The sequence below is a fragment of the Bradyrhizobium sp. ORS 278 genome (assembly GCF_000026145.1).
In the GTDB taxonomy this organism is placed as follows: Bacteria; Pseudomonadota; Alphaproteobacteria; order Rhizobiales; family Xanthobacteraceae; genus Bradyrhizobium.
This window is the reverse complement of the sequence record NC_009445.1, coordinates 2,788,844-2,803,482: the sequence shown is the minus strand read 5'-3', so window position 1 is coordinate 2,803,482 and position 14,639 is coordinate 2,788,844. Positions and strand designations below refer to the sequence as shown.

12 protein-coding genes are annotated in these 14,639 nt (G+C 67.2%); 9 read left to right on the top strand and 3 right to left on the bottom strand.

Annotation, left to right across the window (positions count from 1 at the left end; translation table 11 throughout):
* The first annotated feature begins 18 nt into the window (after positions 1–18).
* The 9 genes from BRADO_RS12260 (at position 19) to BRADO_RS12220 (ending at position 10,252) form a co-directional block, all read left to right on the top strand.
* Positions 19–1,362: an aspartate aminotransferase family protein gene (locus BRADO_RS12260; RefSeq protein WP_011925640.1), complete on the top strand. Its 1,344-nt coding sequence runs from the start codon at positions 19–21 to the stop codon at positions 1,360–1,362.
* 83 nt (positions 1,363–1,445) lie between these two features.
* Entirely contained in the window at positions 1,446–2,066 is a 621-nt protein-coding gene (gene folE / locus BRADO_RS12255; RefSeq protein WP_011925639.1) for a GTP cyclohydrolase I FolE, read from the top strand.
* Between the two features lie 205 nt (positions 2,067–2,271).
* Complete coding sequence (locus BRADO_RS12250) at positions 2,272–2,817, top strand: sigma-70 family RNA polymerase sigma factor (protein ID WP_011925638.1); 546 nt, start codon at positions 2,272–2,274, stop codon at positions 2,815–2,817.
* Positions 2,814–3,464 (top strand): ChrR family anti-sigma-E factor, encoded by a 651-nt coding sequence (locus tag BRADO_RS12245; RefSeq protein WP_011925637.1) that lies wholly within the window; start codon positions 2,814–2,816, stop codon positions 3,462–3,464. The genes BRADO_RS12250 and BRADO_RS12245 overlap by 4 nt, the downstream gene beginning before the upstream one ends.
* Positions 3,465–3,622: 158 nt before the next feature.
* A complete protein-coding gene (locus BRADO_RS12240; RefSeq protein WP_011925636.1) occupies positions 3,623–4,222 on the top strand; it encodes an RNA polymerase sigma factor in 600 nt (199 codons plus the stop codon).
* Between the two features lie 16 nt (positions 4,223–4,238).
* A complete protein-coding gene (locus tag BRADO_RS12235) occupies positions 4,239–5,765 on the top strand; it encodes a cryptochrome/photolyase family protein (protein WP_011925635.1) in 1,527 nt (508 codons plus the stop codon).
* A gap of 88 nt (positions 5,766–5,853) precedes the next feature.
* The gene (gene nhaD, locus BRADO_RS12230; RefSeq protein WP_011925634.1) at positions 5,854–7,137 is read left to right on the top strand and encodes a sodium:proton antiporter NhaD; all 1,284 of its coding nucleotides are present in this window, start codon (positions 5,854–5,856) and stop codon (positions 7,135–7,137) included.
* Positions 7,138–7,146: 9 nt separating this feature from the next.
* Positions 7,147–9,192, top strand: a complete 2,046-nt coding sequence (locus tag BRADO_RS12225) for a sorbosone dehydrogenase family protein (protein ID WP_011925633.1) — start codon at positions 7,147–7,149, stop codon at positions 9,190–9,192.
* A gap of 109 nt (positions 9,193–9,301) precedes the next feature.
* Positions 9,302–10,252: an SMP-30/gluconolactonase/LRE family protein gene (locus BRADO_RS12220; protein WP_011925632.1), complete on the top strand. Its 951-nt coding sequence runs from the start codon at positions 9,302–9,304 to the stop codon at positions 10,250–10,252.
* A gap of 480 nt (positions 10,253–10,732) precedes the next feature.
* Here BRADO_RS12220 and BRADO_RS12215 read toward each other — a convergent pair whose 3' ends face one another.
* The 3 genes from BRADO_RS12215 to BRADO_RS12205 form a co-directional block, all read right to left on the bottom strand.
* Positions 10,733–11,113 (bottom strand): hypothetical protein, encoded by a 381-nt coding sequence (locus BRADO_RS12215; RefSeq protein WP_011925631.1) that lies wholly within the window; start codon positions 11,111–11,113, stop codon positions 10,733–10,735.
* A 103-nt stretch (positions 11,114–11,216) separates the two neighbouring features.
* Entirely contained in the window at positions 11,217–12,095 is an 879-nt protein-coding gene (locus tag BRADO_RS12210) for a transglutaminase family protein (protein ID WP_011925630.1), read from the bottom strand.
* Positions 12,092–14,626: a circularly permuted type 2 ATP-grasp protein gene (locus BRADO_RS12205; RefSeq protein ID WP_011925629.1), complete on the bottom strand. Its 2,535-nt coding sequence runs from the start codon at positions 14,624–14,626 to the stop codon at positions 12,092–12,094. The genes BRADO_RS12210 and BRADO_RS12205 overlap by 4 nt, the downstream gene beginning before the upstream one ends.
* Between the last annotated feature and the right edge of the window lie 13 nt (positions 14,627–14,639).

The following is a 14,639-nucleotide window of genomic DNA, read 5'->3' as shown; positions in this document are numbered from 1 at the left end:
TCGTTCCGGAGTGTCCCCATGACGACCACCTCTTCCGCCCCCCACGATCCCGTGCTCACCGATGCGCAGCTGAATTCGTTCTGGATGCCGTTCACGCCGAACCGGCAATTCAAGACCAATCCGCGCCTGTTCGTCGCCGCGGAAGGCATGCACTACATCAAGCCTGACGGCGGTCGCGTGCTCGACGCGATGGCCGGGCTGTGGTGCGTCAACGCCGGCCATGGCCAGCGGCGCATCGTCGAGGCGATCCAGGCGCAAGCCGCCAAGCTCGATTTCGTCTCGTCGTTCCAGATGAGCCACCCGGCCGCGTTCGAGCTCGCTGCCCGCATTGTCGCGATCGCGCCGGACGGATTGGACCACGTCTTCTTCACCAACTCCGGATCGGAGTCCGTCGACACCGCGCTGAAGATCGCCCGCGCCTACCACCGCGCCCGCGGACAAGGCGAACGCATCCGCTTCATCAGCCGCGCCCGCGCCTATCACGGCATGGGCTGGGGCGGCCTCTCGGTGAGCGGCCTGTCGCGCCACCGTCGCGACTTCGGACCGTTGCTGCCCGAGATCGATCATCTGCCGCACACCCACGATCCCGAACGCGCGGCATTCTCGCGCGGCCAGCCACATTGGGGCGTGCACTTCGCCGACGAGTTGGAGAAGCTGCTGGCGCTGCATGATCCCGCGACGGTCGCCGCTGTCATCGTCGAGCCGGTCACCGGCTCGGGCGGCGTGCTGCCGCCGCCGGTCGGCTATCTCGAGCGGCTGCGCGAGATCTGCGACCGCAACGGCATTCTGTTGATCTTCGACGAGGTCATCACCGGCTTCGGCCGGGTCGGTGCGGCGTTTGCCGCCAATGCCTTCGGCGTGACGCCTGACATCATCACCTGTGCCAAGGGCATGACCAACGGCGCGGTGCCGATGGGCGGCGTCATCGTCCACCGCAACATCCACGATACGATGATGAGCGGTCCGGCGGGGATCGAGCTGTTTCACGGCTATACTTATTCCGCCCATCCGCTCGCCTGCGCCGCGGCGCTCGCGACGCTCGACGTCTACCAGGAGCAGGATCTGTTCGGCCGCGCCGAGCGGGTCGCTCCGTTGTGGGAAAACGCCGTTCACGCGCTGCGCCAGGCCCCGCACGTGATCGACATCCGCAACATCGGCCTGCTCGCCGCGATCGATCTCAAGCCGCGCGACGGCGCGCCGGGCGCCCGCGGCAGCGAATGCGCGGCGCGCTGCTTCGAAGACGGCGTGCTGATCCGCGGCTCCAGCGACACGCTGGTGCTGTCGCCGCCCCTGATCGTGTCCGAGGAGCAGATCGGCGCGGTCTTCCGCACCATTCGCCAGGCGCTGGACGCGCTCGACTGAGCGCGGCCGCGCCCGGCCATTTTGCGAGACCGGTGATCCACGGGCACGGGGGTTCCGTTTCCCTACTTTCGGAGAGCCCCCACGTGCGCAACACAGCCAAGAAACTCCCCTTCGTTTGCGATCCCGTCACGGTCACCCAGGACGACGTCGAGGACGCCATCCGCACCATCCTGACCTGGATCGGCGAGGATCCCTCGCGCGAGGGCCTCTCGGAGACGCCGGCCCGCGTCGCCCGCGCCTACAAGAGCTACTTCGCCGGCTACGACCAGAACCCGGAGGACTATCTCCGCAAGACCTTCGAGGAGACCGCCGGCTACGACGAGATGGTGCTGCTGCGGAACATCCCCTTCCAGAGCCACTGCGAGCACCACATGGCGCCGATCATCGGCCGCGCTTGGGTCGGCTACGTGCCGCGCAACCGTGTCGTTGGCATTTCCAAGCTCGCCCGGGTCGTCGAGGCCTACGCGGCCCGGCTGCAGATCCAGGAGCGCATGACAGCCGAGATCGCCAACATCATCGACGAGGTGCTCCAGCCGGAAGGCGTTGCCGTCGTCATCAAGGCCGCCCACCACTGCATCAGCTCACGCGGGGTCAAGAAGCATGGCGTCGACCTGACCACCAGCCGCATGCTCGGCTGCTTCCGCTCTGACCCGATGAGCCGGCAGGAGTTTCTCGCGATGGTTAACTCCGACCTGAAGGATTGACGACCGCGAAAATTCTCGACCCGCTGTGATCCAGCCCGACATCCAGTGCGTTCCCCGGTATCGAAGAGGCGTGCCGGGGATCATGACCACGCGACTGAGAGCGGCTAGATTAGCGCCATGGAACGTGGCATCGTCCCGCCACAGAATTTCGCGGGGCGCCGGTACCCGTGTGGTGGCGAGTGCGAGCAGAGGGCCGAAGGCAACTGTGGACTGGGCGGAGTTGATCGGACGTGTCGCCGCGCGCGGCGACCGCGAGGCTTTCAAGGCCCTGTTCGAGCATTTCGCGCCTCGCATCAAAGGGTTCCTGATCAAGACCGGGTGCAATCCCGACGAGGCGGAGGAGATCGCCCAGTCGACGATGGTGGCCGTTTGGACCAAGGCGGCCCAGTTCGACCCGTCCACGGCGGGGGCTGCGGCCTGGATCTTCACGATCGCCCGCAACCAGCGCATCGACGCGGCCCGCAAGGCGACCCGTGAAGGCCGGCTGAGCAAGGAGATCGTCCTCGATGAGGAAGCCGATCCGACCTTGGCCGCAGATCAGATCGTGTCCCGTGTCGAAGATGCCACGCGTGTCGCGGCTGCGATCGAAAGATTGTCGGTGGAGCAATCCACCGTGATCCGCTTGTCGTTCATCGAGGAACGACCCCATTCGGAAATCGCGGCGGTGCTCGGACTGCCGCTCGGTACGGTAAAGTCACGAATCAGACTGGCGATGAATCGCCTGAGGGACCTGTTGGACGACGCGACATGACGATTAGCCACCACCCGCCGGAAGACCTGCTGGCCGACTTCGCCACTGGTACGCTCGACGAGGCCGAGCGGCTCGTCGTCGGTGTCCACGTTGCCGGCTGCCCCCGCTGCCGGCGCTTCGTTCGCGCCATCGAGCAGCTCGCGGGCGCCGCATTCGAGGCGGCCGAGCCTGTTGCGATGGAGACTAACGCGTTCGATGCCTTGATGACGAGGATCAACCGCCGCCCCCAGCCCGCACCGCAGGTCCGTGAAGTTGCCGAGATCGACCCGGAGTTCGCCGACCTGCCTGAGATGGTGAAGCGGTTCAAGATCGGCAAGCGCCGCCGCGTCGCACCGGGTATCAGCATGCGTCCGATCATGCTGTCCGGCACCGGCAAGTCGCGAGCGTTCCTGTTGCGCTCCGAACCCGGCGCGAGGATGCTCGAGCATACCCATTCCGGCAACGAGCTGACCTGTGTGCTGAAGGGCAGCTTCAGCCATCTCGGCGGCTATTACGGCCCCGGTGACTTCGACTACGGCGACGACGAGGTCGATCACCGTCCCGTGGTCGGCGACGAAGGCCCGTGCCTGTGCCTTGTGGCGATGACGGGCGACCTGAAGATGCACGGCCTGCTCGGCCGCATGATCAGTCCTTTCGTCCGGCTCTGAACCTCCCCACGCGGATGGCGCGAGGCCCGCGAGATCTTCCAGGTGCTGCGCGCCTGGACGATCAGCCAGTTGCGTCCCTCGTGTGACGGCCGCAGTCTGGCGGTGATCCGCGTCATCCCCTGTCCCGTTTCGAGTGAGGAAGCGGATGGAGGAAGAGGATGCGATCAGGACGCGCGGATCAGAAGAGCTACATCGCGCATCTCAGCGGCCTTCTGGCGCGCGCCGGACGCAATGACCAGCACGCATTTGCAGAGCTCTACGCCGCAACCATCGTGAAGATGCGCAAGACGATCCGCGTCCTGCTGCCCTCCTCGGCCGACCTCGACGATATCCTGCAAGACGGCTACGTGAAGATCTGGCGTCATGCCGCGAGCTTCGATCCGACGCGCGCCTCGCCCATCACATGGATGTGCACCATCATGCGCAACACCGCGATCGACAGCCTGCGCGCCACCGGCGTACCGACCTCGGAGCTCGACGAGGCGCTCTCGATCGCCGATCCCGCCGCCACGGCGACGGAGGACGAGTTCGACTACGCGCAGGCGGAACCGATCGCGCGCGAGGCGCTTGAACGCCTGCCGGAAGAACGCCGGCGTCTGCTCGCGCTCGCCTATCTCGAGGGCGAAAGCCGGACGCGGCTGTCGGAGCGGTTCGGCGTACCCGTCGGCACCATCAAGACCTGGCTGCATCGCAGCCTCGTCGCGGTACGCAAGGAATGCCTCGGCCGCGTCGGAGCCATGACCGCGGCGGCGGCCTGATTTGCAGCGGGACATGATGACGAAAGCAAAGGCCGTCAGACATCTCGTCGTCGTGCTGGGCGACCAGCTCGATGCCGATTCGGCTGCGTTCGACGGTTTCGATCGCGAGCAGGACGTCGTGCTGCAGATGGAGGTCGACGACGAGGCGACCTACGTTCCGCAGCACAAGATGCGGATCGCCTTTTTCTTCGCGGCGATGCGGCACTTCCACGCCGATCTCGAATCCCGCGGCCGAACCGTGCGTTACGTGCGGCTCGACGATCCTGCCAACACCGGCGCGCTCGACAGCGAGATCGCGCGCCACCAGGCCGCGCTGCAGCCGCAGGCTACGATCGTGCTGGAGCCCGGCGACTTCCGCGTCCGCGAGAGCCTGCGCAAGCTGCCGCAGCGGCCGGAGATCCGGCTCGACCGCCACTTTCTATGCACGGCTGACGAGTTCGACGCCTTCACCGACCGCCATCCGCGACCGATCATGGAGACGTTCTATCGCGCGATGCGGCGCAAGACCGGGCTGCTGCTCGACGAGAGCGGGCGCCCGATCGGCGGCAGCTGGAATTTCGATGCCGAGAACCGCAAGGGGTTCGGCAAGTCTCGCCCTCCGATTCCCGTGCCGCGCTCCTATGCGCCCGACGCGATCACGCAAGATGTGCTCAAGCTGGTCGCGGCGCGCTTTTCCAACAGTCCGGGCAAGCTCGAGCGCTTCGACCTGCCGGTGTCGCGCGTCGATGCGCTGACCGAGCTGTCCGATTTCGTCAGCTGGCGTCTGTCGCTGTTCGGCACCTATCAGGACGCAATGCTGACCGGCGAGCCGTTCCTGTATCACTCGCGGCTGTCCGGCGCGCTCAATCTGCACATGCTCAATCCGCGCGAGGTGGTCGCTGCGGCGCTGGAGAGCCGCAACGCTCCGCTGAACGCGCTCGAGGGCTTCGTGCGCCAGATCATCGGTTGGCGCGAATTCGTGCGCGGCATCTACTGGCAGCGCATGCCGCACTATGCCGACGAGAACGCGCTCGACGCCAATCTGCCGATGCCACGCTTCTACTGGACGGGCGAGACCGATATGCGCTGCCTGTCGCAGGCGATCGGCCACACCATCGATCATGCCTATGCCCATCACATCGAGCGGCTGATGGTTCTCGGCCTGTTCGCGATGCTGCTCGGCGTGAAGCCGCACGACGTGCATCTATGGCACATGTCGATGTTCCACGACGCGATCGACTGGGTGTCGCTGCCGAACACGCTCGGCATGAGCCAGCACGGGGATGGCGGCGTGGTCGGCACCAAGCCCTATGCGGCCTCGGGCCACTATATCGATCGCATGAGCGATCATTGCCGCCACTGCCGCTACGATCCGAAGCAGGCGACCGGCGACAAGGCCTGTCCGTTTACGACGCTCTATTGGAGCTTCCTCGCCAAGCACCGCCGCCGCTTCGCCAACAACGGCCGGATGCGCAACCAGTATGTAAACCTTGAGCGGCGCAGCGCCGCCGAGATCCGCGCCATCCGCAGCCACGCGGACACGATCACTGCGTCCATGGTCTAGCCCGCCCGCTTGATGGCCGGGCGCCGATCGGTCATACCTTCGGGCAGCCGTTTGCCCCGCCGAGATCCATGACCGGATACCTCCCGCAATGACCACGGCCATCGTCGCCGTCTTCGCCCTCGCCTATGCCGTGGTGGCGCTGGAGCACCCGTTCCGGATCAACAAGGCGGCCACCGCCCTGGTCGGCGCCGGCCTGATGTGGACGATCTATGCGCTCGCTGGCGGCGCAGCGGCTCAGGTCGCAGGCGAGCTCAACGACTCCGTGGCGTCCACGGCGCAGATCATCTTCTTCCTGATCGGCGCGATGACCATCGTCGAGGTCATCGACGCGCATAACGGTTTCGAGGTCGTGACCTCGCTGATCGGCACCCGCAGCCAGGTCGCGCTGGTCTGGCTGGTCGGCTTCGTCACCTTCTTCCTCAGCGCCATGCTCGACAACCTCACGACGGCCATCGTGATGGTGTCGCTGATGAAGAAGCTGTCCGGCCGCGACGAGGACCGGCTGGTGTTCGCCGCGATCGTCGTGATCGCCGCCAATGCCGGCGGTGCCTGGTCGGCGATCGGCGACGTCACCACGGCGATGCTGTGGATCGGCGGCCAGATCACACCGGTCGCAATCATGACATCGGTGTTCATCGCCTCGCTGTTGAACCTCGTGGTGCCGCTCACCGTGGTCAGCTTCGGCTTGCGCGGCAAGCAGCTGGAGCCGCCGGTCAGCGCCGGCCGCGCCACGATCAGTCCGATCCTGCCGTTCGAGCGCAACCTGATGTTCGCGCTCGGCCTCGGCGCGCTGGTGCTGGTGCCGGCGTTCAAGGCCGCGACTGGCCTGCCGCCGTTCATGGGGATCCTGTTTGGCCTTGGCATTCTATGGATGGTCGGCGAGATCATTCATCGCGAGAAAGCCTCCGATCAGAAGCAACGCCTGACGCTGGTGCATGCGCTGACCCGAATCGACATGCCCTCGATCGTATTCTTCATCGGCATTCTGCTCGCGGTCGCGGCATTGGAGCACACCCACATCCTGCAGGCGCTGGCGCTATGGCTCGACCGCACGGTCGGCCGGCTCGACCTGATCGTGATCGTGCTCGGCCTCGCCAGCGCCGTCATCGACAACGTGCCGCTGGTCGCGGCCTCGATGGGCATGTACGGCCTTGGCCAATATCCGCCGGATAGTTTCCTCTGGGAATTCGTGGCCTATTGCGCCGGCACCGGCGGCTCGATCCTGATCATCGGCTCGGCCGCAGGCGTCGCCGCGATGGGGCTCGAGAACATCCACTTTTTCTGGTACGTGCGCCGTATCAGCTTCATCGCCCTGCTCGGCTATTTCGCCGGCGCTCTCGCCTACATCGTGCAATACCAACTGACTCATTGAGCATGTCAGATGACGCCATGGCGCCTTGTTGCTGCCGTCGTGACCTCATTGCTGATCGGCGCATCCGACGGCCGGGCCGACGACCTGACTTTGAAGAGCGGCTATGCGCTGACCGCAGCAAGCTGCGGCGAGGCCCCTTTTGCCTTTCCACGGCTGAGGATCGACATGAAGGCCGGTCTCTGCGCGGGTCTCGCCGCCAGCCGCGACGACGGCCTGAGATTTCCACGCGGCATCGTGCAGATTCCGGGCAAGCCGCTGTTCGTGATCGCCGACATGGGCGGCTGGGGCCATGACGACGGCCGGCTGCTGATCCTCGATCCCTCGGCGCCCGCGGGACAGCGCCTGCGCGAAGCGATCACGCGGCTCTCCTATCCGTTCGGGCTCGCCGCCGGCCGCGATGGAAAAATCTACGCCTCCACCGACACCGCGATCTTCCGCTTCGATCCGCTCGCCTCAAATCCGAGGGCGACGATCGAAACCGTCGTCCGCGACCTGCCGGGACGCCGGCTTAAGCTGCCGGACGGCACGAGCGTGGCCGAGAGCGCGCATCCGCTGAAGGCGTTTGCAATCGACCGCACGGGTCGGCTGTTCGTCAATATCGGCTCGCACAGCGATAATTGCCTCTTGCCCACGGCGATCACAAAGCCCTGCACCGCTGGTGAAGGCGCCTCTCCGCTGGCCGCCATCTGGCTGTTCACGCCGCCCGCAGGCGGCGTCTTTCCGGCGCTGAAATCCGGCGAACCTGATCCGCCGCATGAGGTGTTCGCGCGCGGTCTGCGCAACTCGATGGCGCTCGCGCTGCATCCGCGCTTTCCCGATCCCGGCACGGCCTTCCTGCAAGCGGAGAACGCCCGCGACCTGCAGGACGTGTTCGCGCCGAACGAGGAGATCAATGCCATCGAGCCAGGCCGCCATTACGGCTGGCCGTATTGCTACGACCTGAAGACGCCGAGCCCCGAGTTCAAGCGTGTGCTGCAGGCCGGTCCCTACAAGGACTTCTGCAACGCCACCGCACGCTATCAGCAGCCCTGGTCGCTGCTGCCGCCGCATGGCGCACCGCTCGGCATGCTCTACTACACGAGCGACCGCCTCGATCAGCTCAAGGGCAAGCTGCTCGTCGGCCTGCACGGCTATCGTCCGACCGGCAGCCGGCTCCTGGCCTATGAGATCGACGAGCACGGCTTCCCCGTCGTCAGCCCGGCGCCGGTGCGCTATCACGTCAGCTGCGCGGCGGAGCCGACCCGCGCCTTCCAGACGGCGGCCGGTCCTGCACCCGCTGCTGCTTTCGACGAGATCATCACCGGCTGGCATCGCGTCAACGGCGTCCGGCCGCAGGGCGCCCCGGTCGGCATGACAGTTGCCGACGACGGCGCGCTCTGGCTGGTCGAGGACAAGAACCAGACCGTGATCCGCATCGACCGCTCCAGCGAGCCCGCGCCCGATCCGCTGCCATGCGACGGCAGGAGCGAGCAGCTGATCGATCAGCTGGCTGCGTTCGTGACCAACGATGCCGCGAGCCGTGCGCGCCTGACGATGTTGCGCAAGGAGCTGGTCGAGAGGCATTGCAGCGGCTGCCATTCGGATTTCGGCATCAAGGCCGGACAATCCGAGCCGGAGAAGGACAGGGCCGTGCTGCGTTTCCTGCTGGCGCAGGACGGCTGGATCTATCCCGGCGATCCCGACGCCGGCCGGCTGCGGCAGCGCCTGCGCGGTCTCGGCGAGGAGCGGCAGATGCCGCCGGGCGCGAGCCTGATCAAGACGGAACCCGGCTATGCCAGGCTGCTTGACATCGCCGACGACCTGGTCGCCCGCATGGTTCCGGGCAGCCGCATGCGGGTCAAGCCGGGCGGCCCGCCGCAACGGAAATTCTTCGCTGCCGACGGCCGCGACTGCGGCGAGATTCCGTTCGGCAAGGTCGTCGTGGTGACGGAGCGGTCTGCCGTCAATAAGCCCGGCTTCAGCCGTTTCTTCCGGCCGGCCGACATTCATCTCAACGGCGCCTGCACGGACGACAATGGCTATTACATGCAACAACAGTTCCTGGCGCCGCTCTGACGAGACGCGCGTGTATCGTAGGGTGGGCAAAGCGACCGCGGCAGGCGGCGCGTGCCCACCGACCGCGGTCGCCGGCGCGCGCGATGCTGGGCACGGCGCGCAGGAGACCATGCCTGGACGTTGGCTGCGCCGGCTCGCGCCTTTGCCCACCCTACGCTTCGCGTGTTTTGTCGCGCTCGTCGCCACGCCGGCCCTCGCCGCACCAAAGCTGTTCGAGAGCACGCAGCTCACACCTTTCGGCGAATACACTTTCGGCATCGAGGGTCCGGCCGTCGATCGCGACGGCAATCTCTACGTCGTCAATCTCGGCAAGCCCGGCACCATCGGCCGGCTCGCTCCTGAAGCGACCGCCTCGGAAAAATTCACCGAGCTGCCCGACGGCAGCATCGGCAATGCGATCCGGATCGACGCCGCCGGCACGATGTTCATCGCGGACTACAAGAAGCACACCATCTTCGCGATCGCGCCCGGCACCACCGAGCCCCGCGCCGTGTTCCACGCCGACGAGATGAGCCAGCCCAACGACATCACCTTGGCGCGCGACGGCGCGATCTACGCGAGCGATCCGGCCTGGAAGGCGCGCAGCGGCCGCATCTGGCGGATCGCGCAGGGCGCCGACGGGACAATGCAGGGCGTCGCGATGACCGCGCCGCGGGCGATGGGCACCACCAACGGCATCGACCTCAGCCCCGACGGCCGCACGCTCTATGTCGGCGAATCCAACAGCGGCGAGATCTGGTCCTACACGATCGAAGGCGAGGCGCTAACGCAGGCGAAGCTGATCACGAGGTTCGAGCCGAACACGATCGACGGTCTGCGCACCGATATCAGCGGTCGCCTGCTGGTCGCCCGCATCCTGAAAGGCAGCATCGCCCTGCTCACGCCCGATGGCCGCATCGTCAGGGAGATCGCGCTGAAGGCCAAGGAGCCGACCAACCTCGCCTTCGGCGGCAGCGACGGCAAGACGGTGTACGTGACCCAGCGCCAGGGCGGCTTCATCGAGTCGTTCCGGACGGATGTCGAGGGCCGCGAGCATTGTTTGCAGCGGCGCGCCTGCTGACGCTCGCGAGCGACCGATAGGCATGTGTCGCGAGACCGCGACCCCATCTTCCCGTCATGCCCATGCAGGCGGGCATCCAGTACGCCGCGGCATCTCGATTCATCACAGCTGCTTGCGAATACTGGATCGCCCGTCTTCGTGGACGATGACAGCGGGGGCTTACGGCACAGCGCAATCGGGGAGAGAATTCGCAGCTGACCCCGCAAGAGTCGCACAACAAACACCGCTGTCGTCCCGGACAAGCTGCGCCAACGCGACAGCGTTGGCGCAGCGCCGATCCGGGACCCATACCCGACAGGCCGTGGTGCAAGGCACATTCGGAGTTGCCAGCACGCCGCACAACAGACGGCGGTGGTTATGGGTCCCGGCTTTCGCCGGGACGACACCGGTTAAGCCGCAAACTGCTCGCCCCTTACCTTCACGACGTCACCTGCATATGCGTGCAGACGAGGACGACGGGCTGAGCGTCATTGCGAGAGCTTACCGCCCGTACACCACAGGCCCGCGTTGGACGATCAGCGGCGGCGGCAGGTCGCGCTGCCAGACCCGGCCGTCGTCGAACTGGATGCGCATGCCGTCGGGCGAATACACCGCGCTCTCGTCGCGCGCGTCGATCCAAAGCCTGCTGTTGGGCGCATTCCAATCCGGCCAGGCCTGCAGCGACTCGCCGGTCTCGGTGGTCAGGTTCACGGCATCGCCGTTCTGCGTCACGAAGGCCGGCGCGCCGATCATGCCGTCGCGGCACATCTGGATGCAGCGGTAGGTGCCGGTGAGGTTGACGCTGGGCTGGGCCAAGGCCGAGCCGGCCACACAGGCGCCGACGAGGCCCATGATGATTGCAACGCGCTTCATGTCGATCACTCCATCGCTCGAAAGGGTCAGCCAGCCCCCGGTTCAAGCCCCTCGGGCGGGTCAAGTGAGATGCAGTGGAAATGTTCCGCTCGTTCCCGCTCCGGGAACCGCCCTACTCGACCATCACGACGTCGACGGCGACGCCGAGCTTTTGCTTGGGCGAGCCGACGATGATGCCGTCAACCGGCGAGACGTCGGAGAAGTCGCGGCCCATGCCGAGGATGATATGATCATTGCCGACGACGAGATCGTTGGTGGGATCGAAGCCGATCCAGCCGAGCGCCTCGCCGCACCACAGCGACACCCACGCGTGCGTCGCGTCGGCACCCTGCAGCCGCGGCTGGCCCTCGGGCGGAATCGTGCGCAGATAGCCGCTGACATAGGCCGCGGGCAGACCGAGGCCGCGCAGGCCGGCGATCATGACATGCGCGAAATCCTGGCAGACGCCATGGCGATTATCGAACACCTCGCGCAGCGGCGTCGAGATCACCGTGGCCTTCGGATCGTATCTGAACTCCTTGCGGATGCGCCGCATCAGGTCGGCGCCCCCTGCAAGGATGCCGGTGCCGGCCGGAAAGCTCGCCGCCGCGTAGTCCGTGACGGGCTTGAGCACCGGCACCAGCGCACTTTCGAAAACGTAGCCGATCGGCGACGACGGGCCGAGACTCGTCGCCTCGAACGCGGCGTCGCGCACCTGCTCCCAGGTCGCGCTCGACGCATCGCGCTCCGGCGGCTTGCGCGACAGCTTCACCCGCGAGCGCGAATCGATCCGCAGATGGCGGTGCTGGGTGTCGATCACGATGCTCTCGGTCAGCGTCCCGAAGAAGTCGCGGCGCGCCGTGCGCTCCGAGGGGCGCGGCCGGATGTCGACGCTGTGCGAGATCAGCTCCTGACCGTCGCCGCTGAGCGGCTCCAGCCGCAGCGAGCAGCGCGCGAAGCTCACCGCGCTCTCATACTCATAGGTGGTGACATGTCGGATGTCGTAGATCACGCGAGGCCCGTGAGCTTTTCCGGCCGCGTCGCATTGGGGCCGTGCGGGAAGTAGTGCTGGCCGATCGCTTCCGACAGATTGAGCAGGTCCTGCTCCAGCGCGAACAGCGTACGGCCGTCGAGATGCGCGGCCTCCGCCGCCGTCAGCCGTGCGCCCAGCGAGACCGCGAGCCGCTGCGGCCGCTCGATCAAGCCGTTCTCCTTCAGCACCGGCAGCCCTGCGATATGCTCGCTCAGGGCCTGGATCTGGAAAGCGACCGAGCGCGGATTGTAGGTATCGAGCACGACGAGATCGCGGATCGGCGCCAGCGACGGCCCGATCAGATAGCGCGAGCGATAGGTGATCTGGCAATCGACCAGCGTGAGCAGGACATCGAGATCTTCCGGCGTCGCCTCGTCATAGCCGAACTGCCGCGCGAAGCGCGCGGTGTTGATGGCGCGCTCGGCGCGGCGGCCCATGTCGAGGAAGCGCCAGCCGGCGGCACGGTTCATGTTCTCCTGGGCAAGACCGGCGAAACTCGCGAGCTTCTCGAGCAGCAGCTCGGCCGTGCTCACGGCGGCCTCGTCGTCGTCGACGTCCTGCGCGAGCCTGTTCGACATCTCGGTGATGACCTGCCAGGCATCCGGCGACAGCCGCTCGCGCAGCGAGATCGCGGTGCGCTGTGCCGACTTCAACAGCGACAGCGCCGAGCCGAACTGATCCTCCGCCTGCAGCGCCTCGTCGGCGACGCGCGCCCCTTGGGTGCGCGAGGTCTGCGCGATGGCGCCCCAGGCGAGCAGCAGCCGCTGGATGCGCTCGGCGGTGTTGAGCTGCGCCGGCGAGCCCTTGCCGGGATCGCGGTGCTGGGCGGCAAGCGCGCGGATCAATCGCAACGTCGCCTCGGCGCGCTCGAGATAGCGGCCGAGCCAGAACAGATTGTCGGCGGCCCGGCTCGGCAGCACGCCGGCGATGCGGCGGATGCGGACATTGTCGGAGCCCGGCAGCAGGCTGCGCGCCGCCACCGCCTTGTCACCGACGACCCAGACGTCGGCGGCGCTCGCGCCGTCACCCATCGACACCGCGCGCGCATCGAGCTTGTCGGCGATGCGGCAGAAGCCGCCGGGCATCACCGTCCAGCCATCGGGCGTCGCGGCCGCGAACACGCGCAGCACGAACGGACGCGGCGCGATCTTGCCGTCCTCCCACACCGGCGTGGTCGACAGCCGCACCACCTCCTGGCCGACATAGTCGATGCCGCGCTGGATGATCGCCGCGCGCAGCCGCTCGCGCTCCGCCGCCGACAGTTCGCCCGCGAGCAGCGGGCCGCTGCTCGCAAAGCCCGGCACGGCGCGGCCATAGGCGCCCTCGATGGCGAGCTCGTCGAGCCGCGACAGCACCTCGTCGCGCGCCGATTTCTGGCCGCACCACCAGGTCGCGATGTGCGGGATCTTGAGATCCTCGCCGAGCACGCGCCGCGACAGGCTCGGCAGGAAGCCGAGCAGCGCGCGCGCCTCCAGCACGCCGGAGCCCGGCATGTTGGCGATCACCACGCCGCCCTTGCGCACCACGTCCATCAGGCCGGCGACGCCGAGCCGCGAGGCGGCGTCGAGCTCGAGCGGATCGAGCGAGTTGGAATCCAGCCGGCGCAGCAGCACGTCGACGCGCTTCAGCCCGGCGACGGTGCGGATGTGCACGCGGTCACCGCTGACGGCGAGATCGTCGCCTTCCACCAGCAGAAAGCCGAGATAGCGCGCAAGCGTCGCGTGCTCGAAATAGGTCTCGCTGAAGCTGCCCGGCGTCAGCACGCCGATCCGCGGCTCGTCGCGATCGGCGCTGGCACGCAGCGAGTCGCGGAACGCCTCGAAGAACGGCGCCAGCCGTTCGGCATTCATCGATTTGTAGATCGAGGAGAAGGCGCGCGACTGCACCAGGCGGTTCTCCAGCGCGTAGCCCATGCCCGACGGCGCCTGCGTGCGGTCGCTGAGCACCCACCAGCGCCCATCGGGACCCCGACCGATGTCGGCGGCATAGACGCTGAGGAAGCGGCCGCCCGGCGGCTTGATGCCACAGACGGGACGCAGATACTCGCTCGAGCCGGCGACGGCCGCTGCGGGCAGCGCGCCGCTCGCAATCAGCCGGCCTTCGCCGTAGATGTCCTGCAGCACGCGCTCCAGCAACTCGGCCCGCTGGACGATGCCCTGCGACAGCTGCGCCCATTCCGTCTCGTCGATCAGCAGCGGCAGATGGCTGAGCGCCCAGGACCTCTCGGCGTTGTCGCCCGGCGCGCGATAGGTGACGCCGGCTTCGCGAAGATGCCGATCGGCCGAGGCAAAGCGGCGGTCGATGTCGGTCGGCGCGAGCGCCGCAAACGTGTCGGCAAACCGCGTCCACACCGGCCGAGGCTGGCCGTCGGCGCCGATGAACTCATCGGGAATTCCCGGCAGCCGGGCATAGTCGCGGGCCCATTGGGCAGCGCGGCGCAAGGGAGGGCGTACCGCCGGCCGACCGGCGGCGGGGCTCGCTCCCTGGTCCTGGCCGCTCCGGCCGTCCATACCCTGATCCTCC

Coding starts and splice junctions, on each gene's coding strand:
- BRADO_RS12260 (WP_011925640.1), top strand. CDS start 19: ATGACGACCACCTCTTCCGCCCCCCACGATCCCGTGCTCACCGATGCG.
- BRADO_RS12245 (WP_011925637.1), top strand. CDS start 2,814: ATGACGATTAGCCACCACCCGCCGGAAGACCTGCTGGCCGACTTCGCC.
- BRADO_RS12240 (WP_011925636.1), top strand. CDS start 3,623: ATGCGATCAGGACGCGCGGATCAGAAGAGCTACATCGCGCATCTCAGC.
- BRADO_RS12235 (WP_011925635.1), top strand. CDS start 4,239: ATGACGAAAGCAAAGGCCGTCAGACATCTCGTCGTCGTGCTGGGCGAC.
- nhaD (WP_011925634.1), top strand. CDS start 5,854: ATGACCACGGCCATCGTCGCCGTCTTCGCCCTCGCCTATGCCGTGGTG.
- BRADO_RS12225 (WP_011925633.1), top strand. CDS start 7,147: ATGACGCCATGGCGCCTTGTTGCTGCCGTCGTGACCTCATTGCTGATC.
- BRADO_RS12220 (WP_011925632.1), top strand. CDS start 9,302: ATGCCTGGACGTTGGCTGCGCCGGCTCGCGCCTTTGCCCACCCTACGC.
- BRADO_RS12205 (WP_011925629.1), bottom strand. CDS start 14,626: ATGGACGGCCGGAGCGGCCAGGACCAGGGAGCGAGCCCCGCCGCCGGT.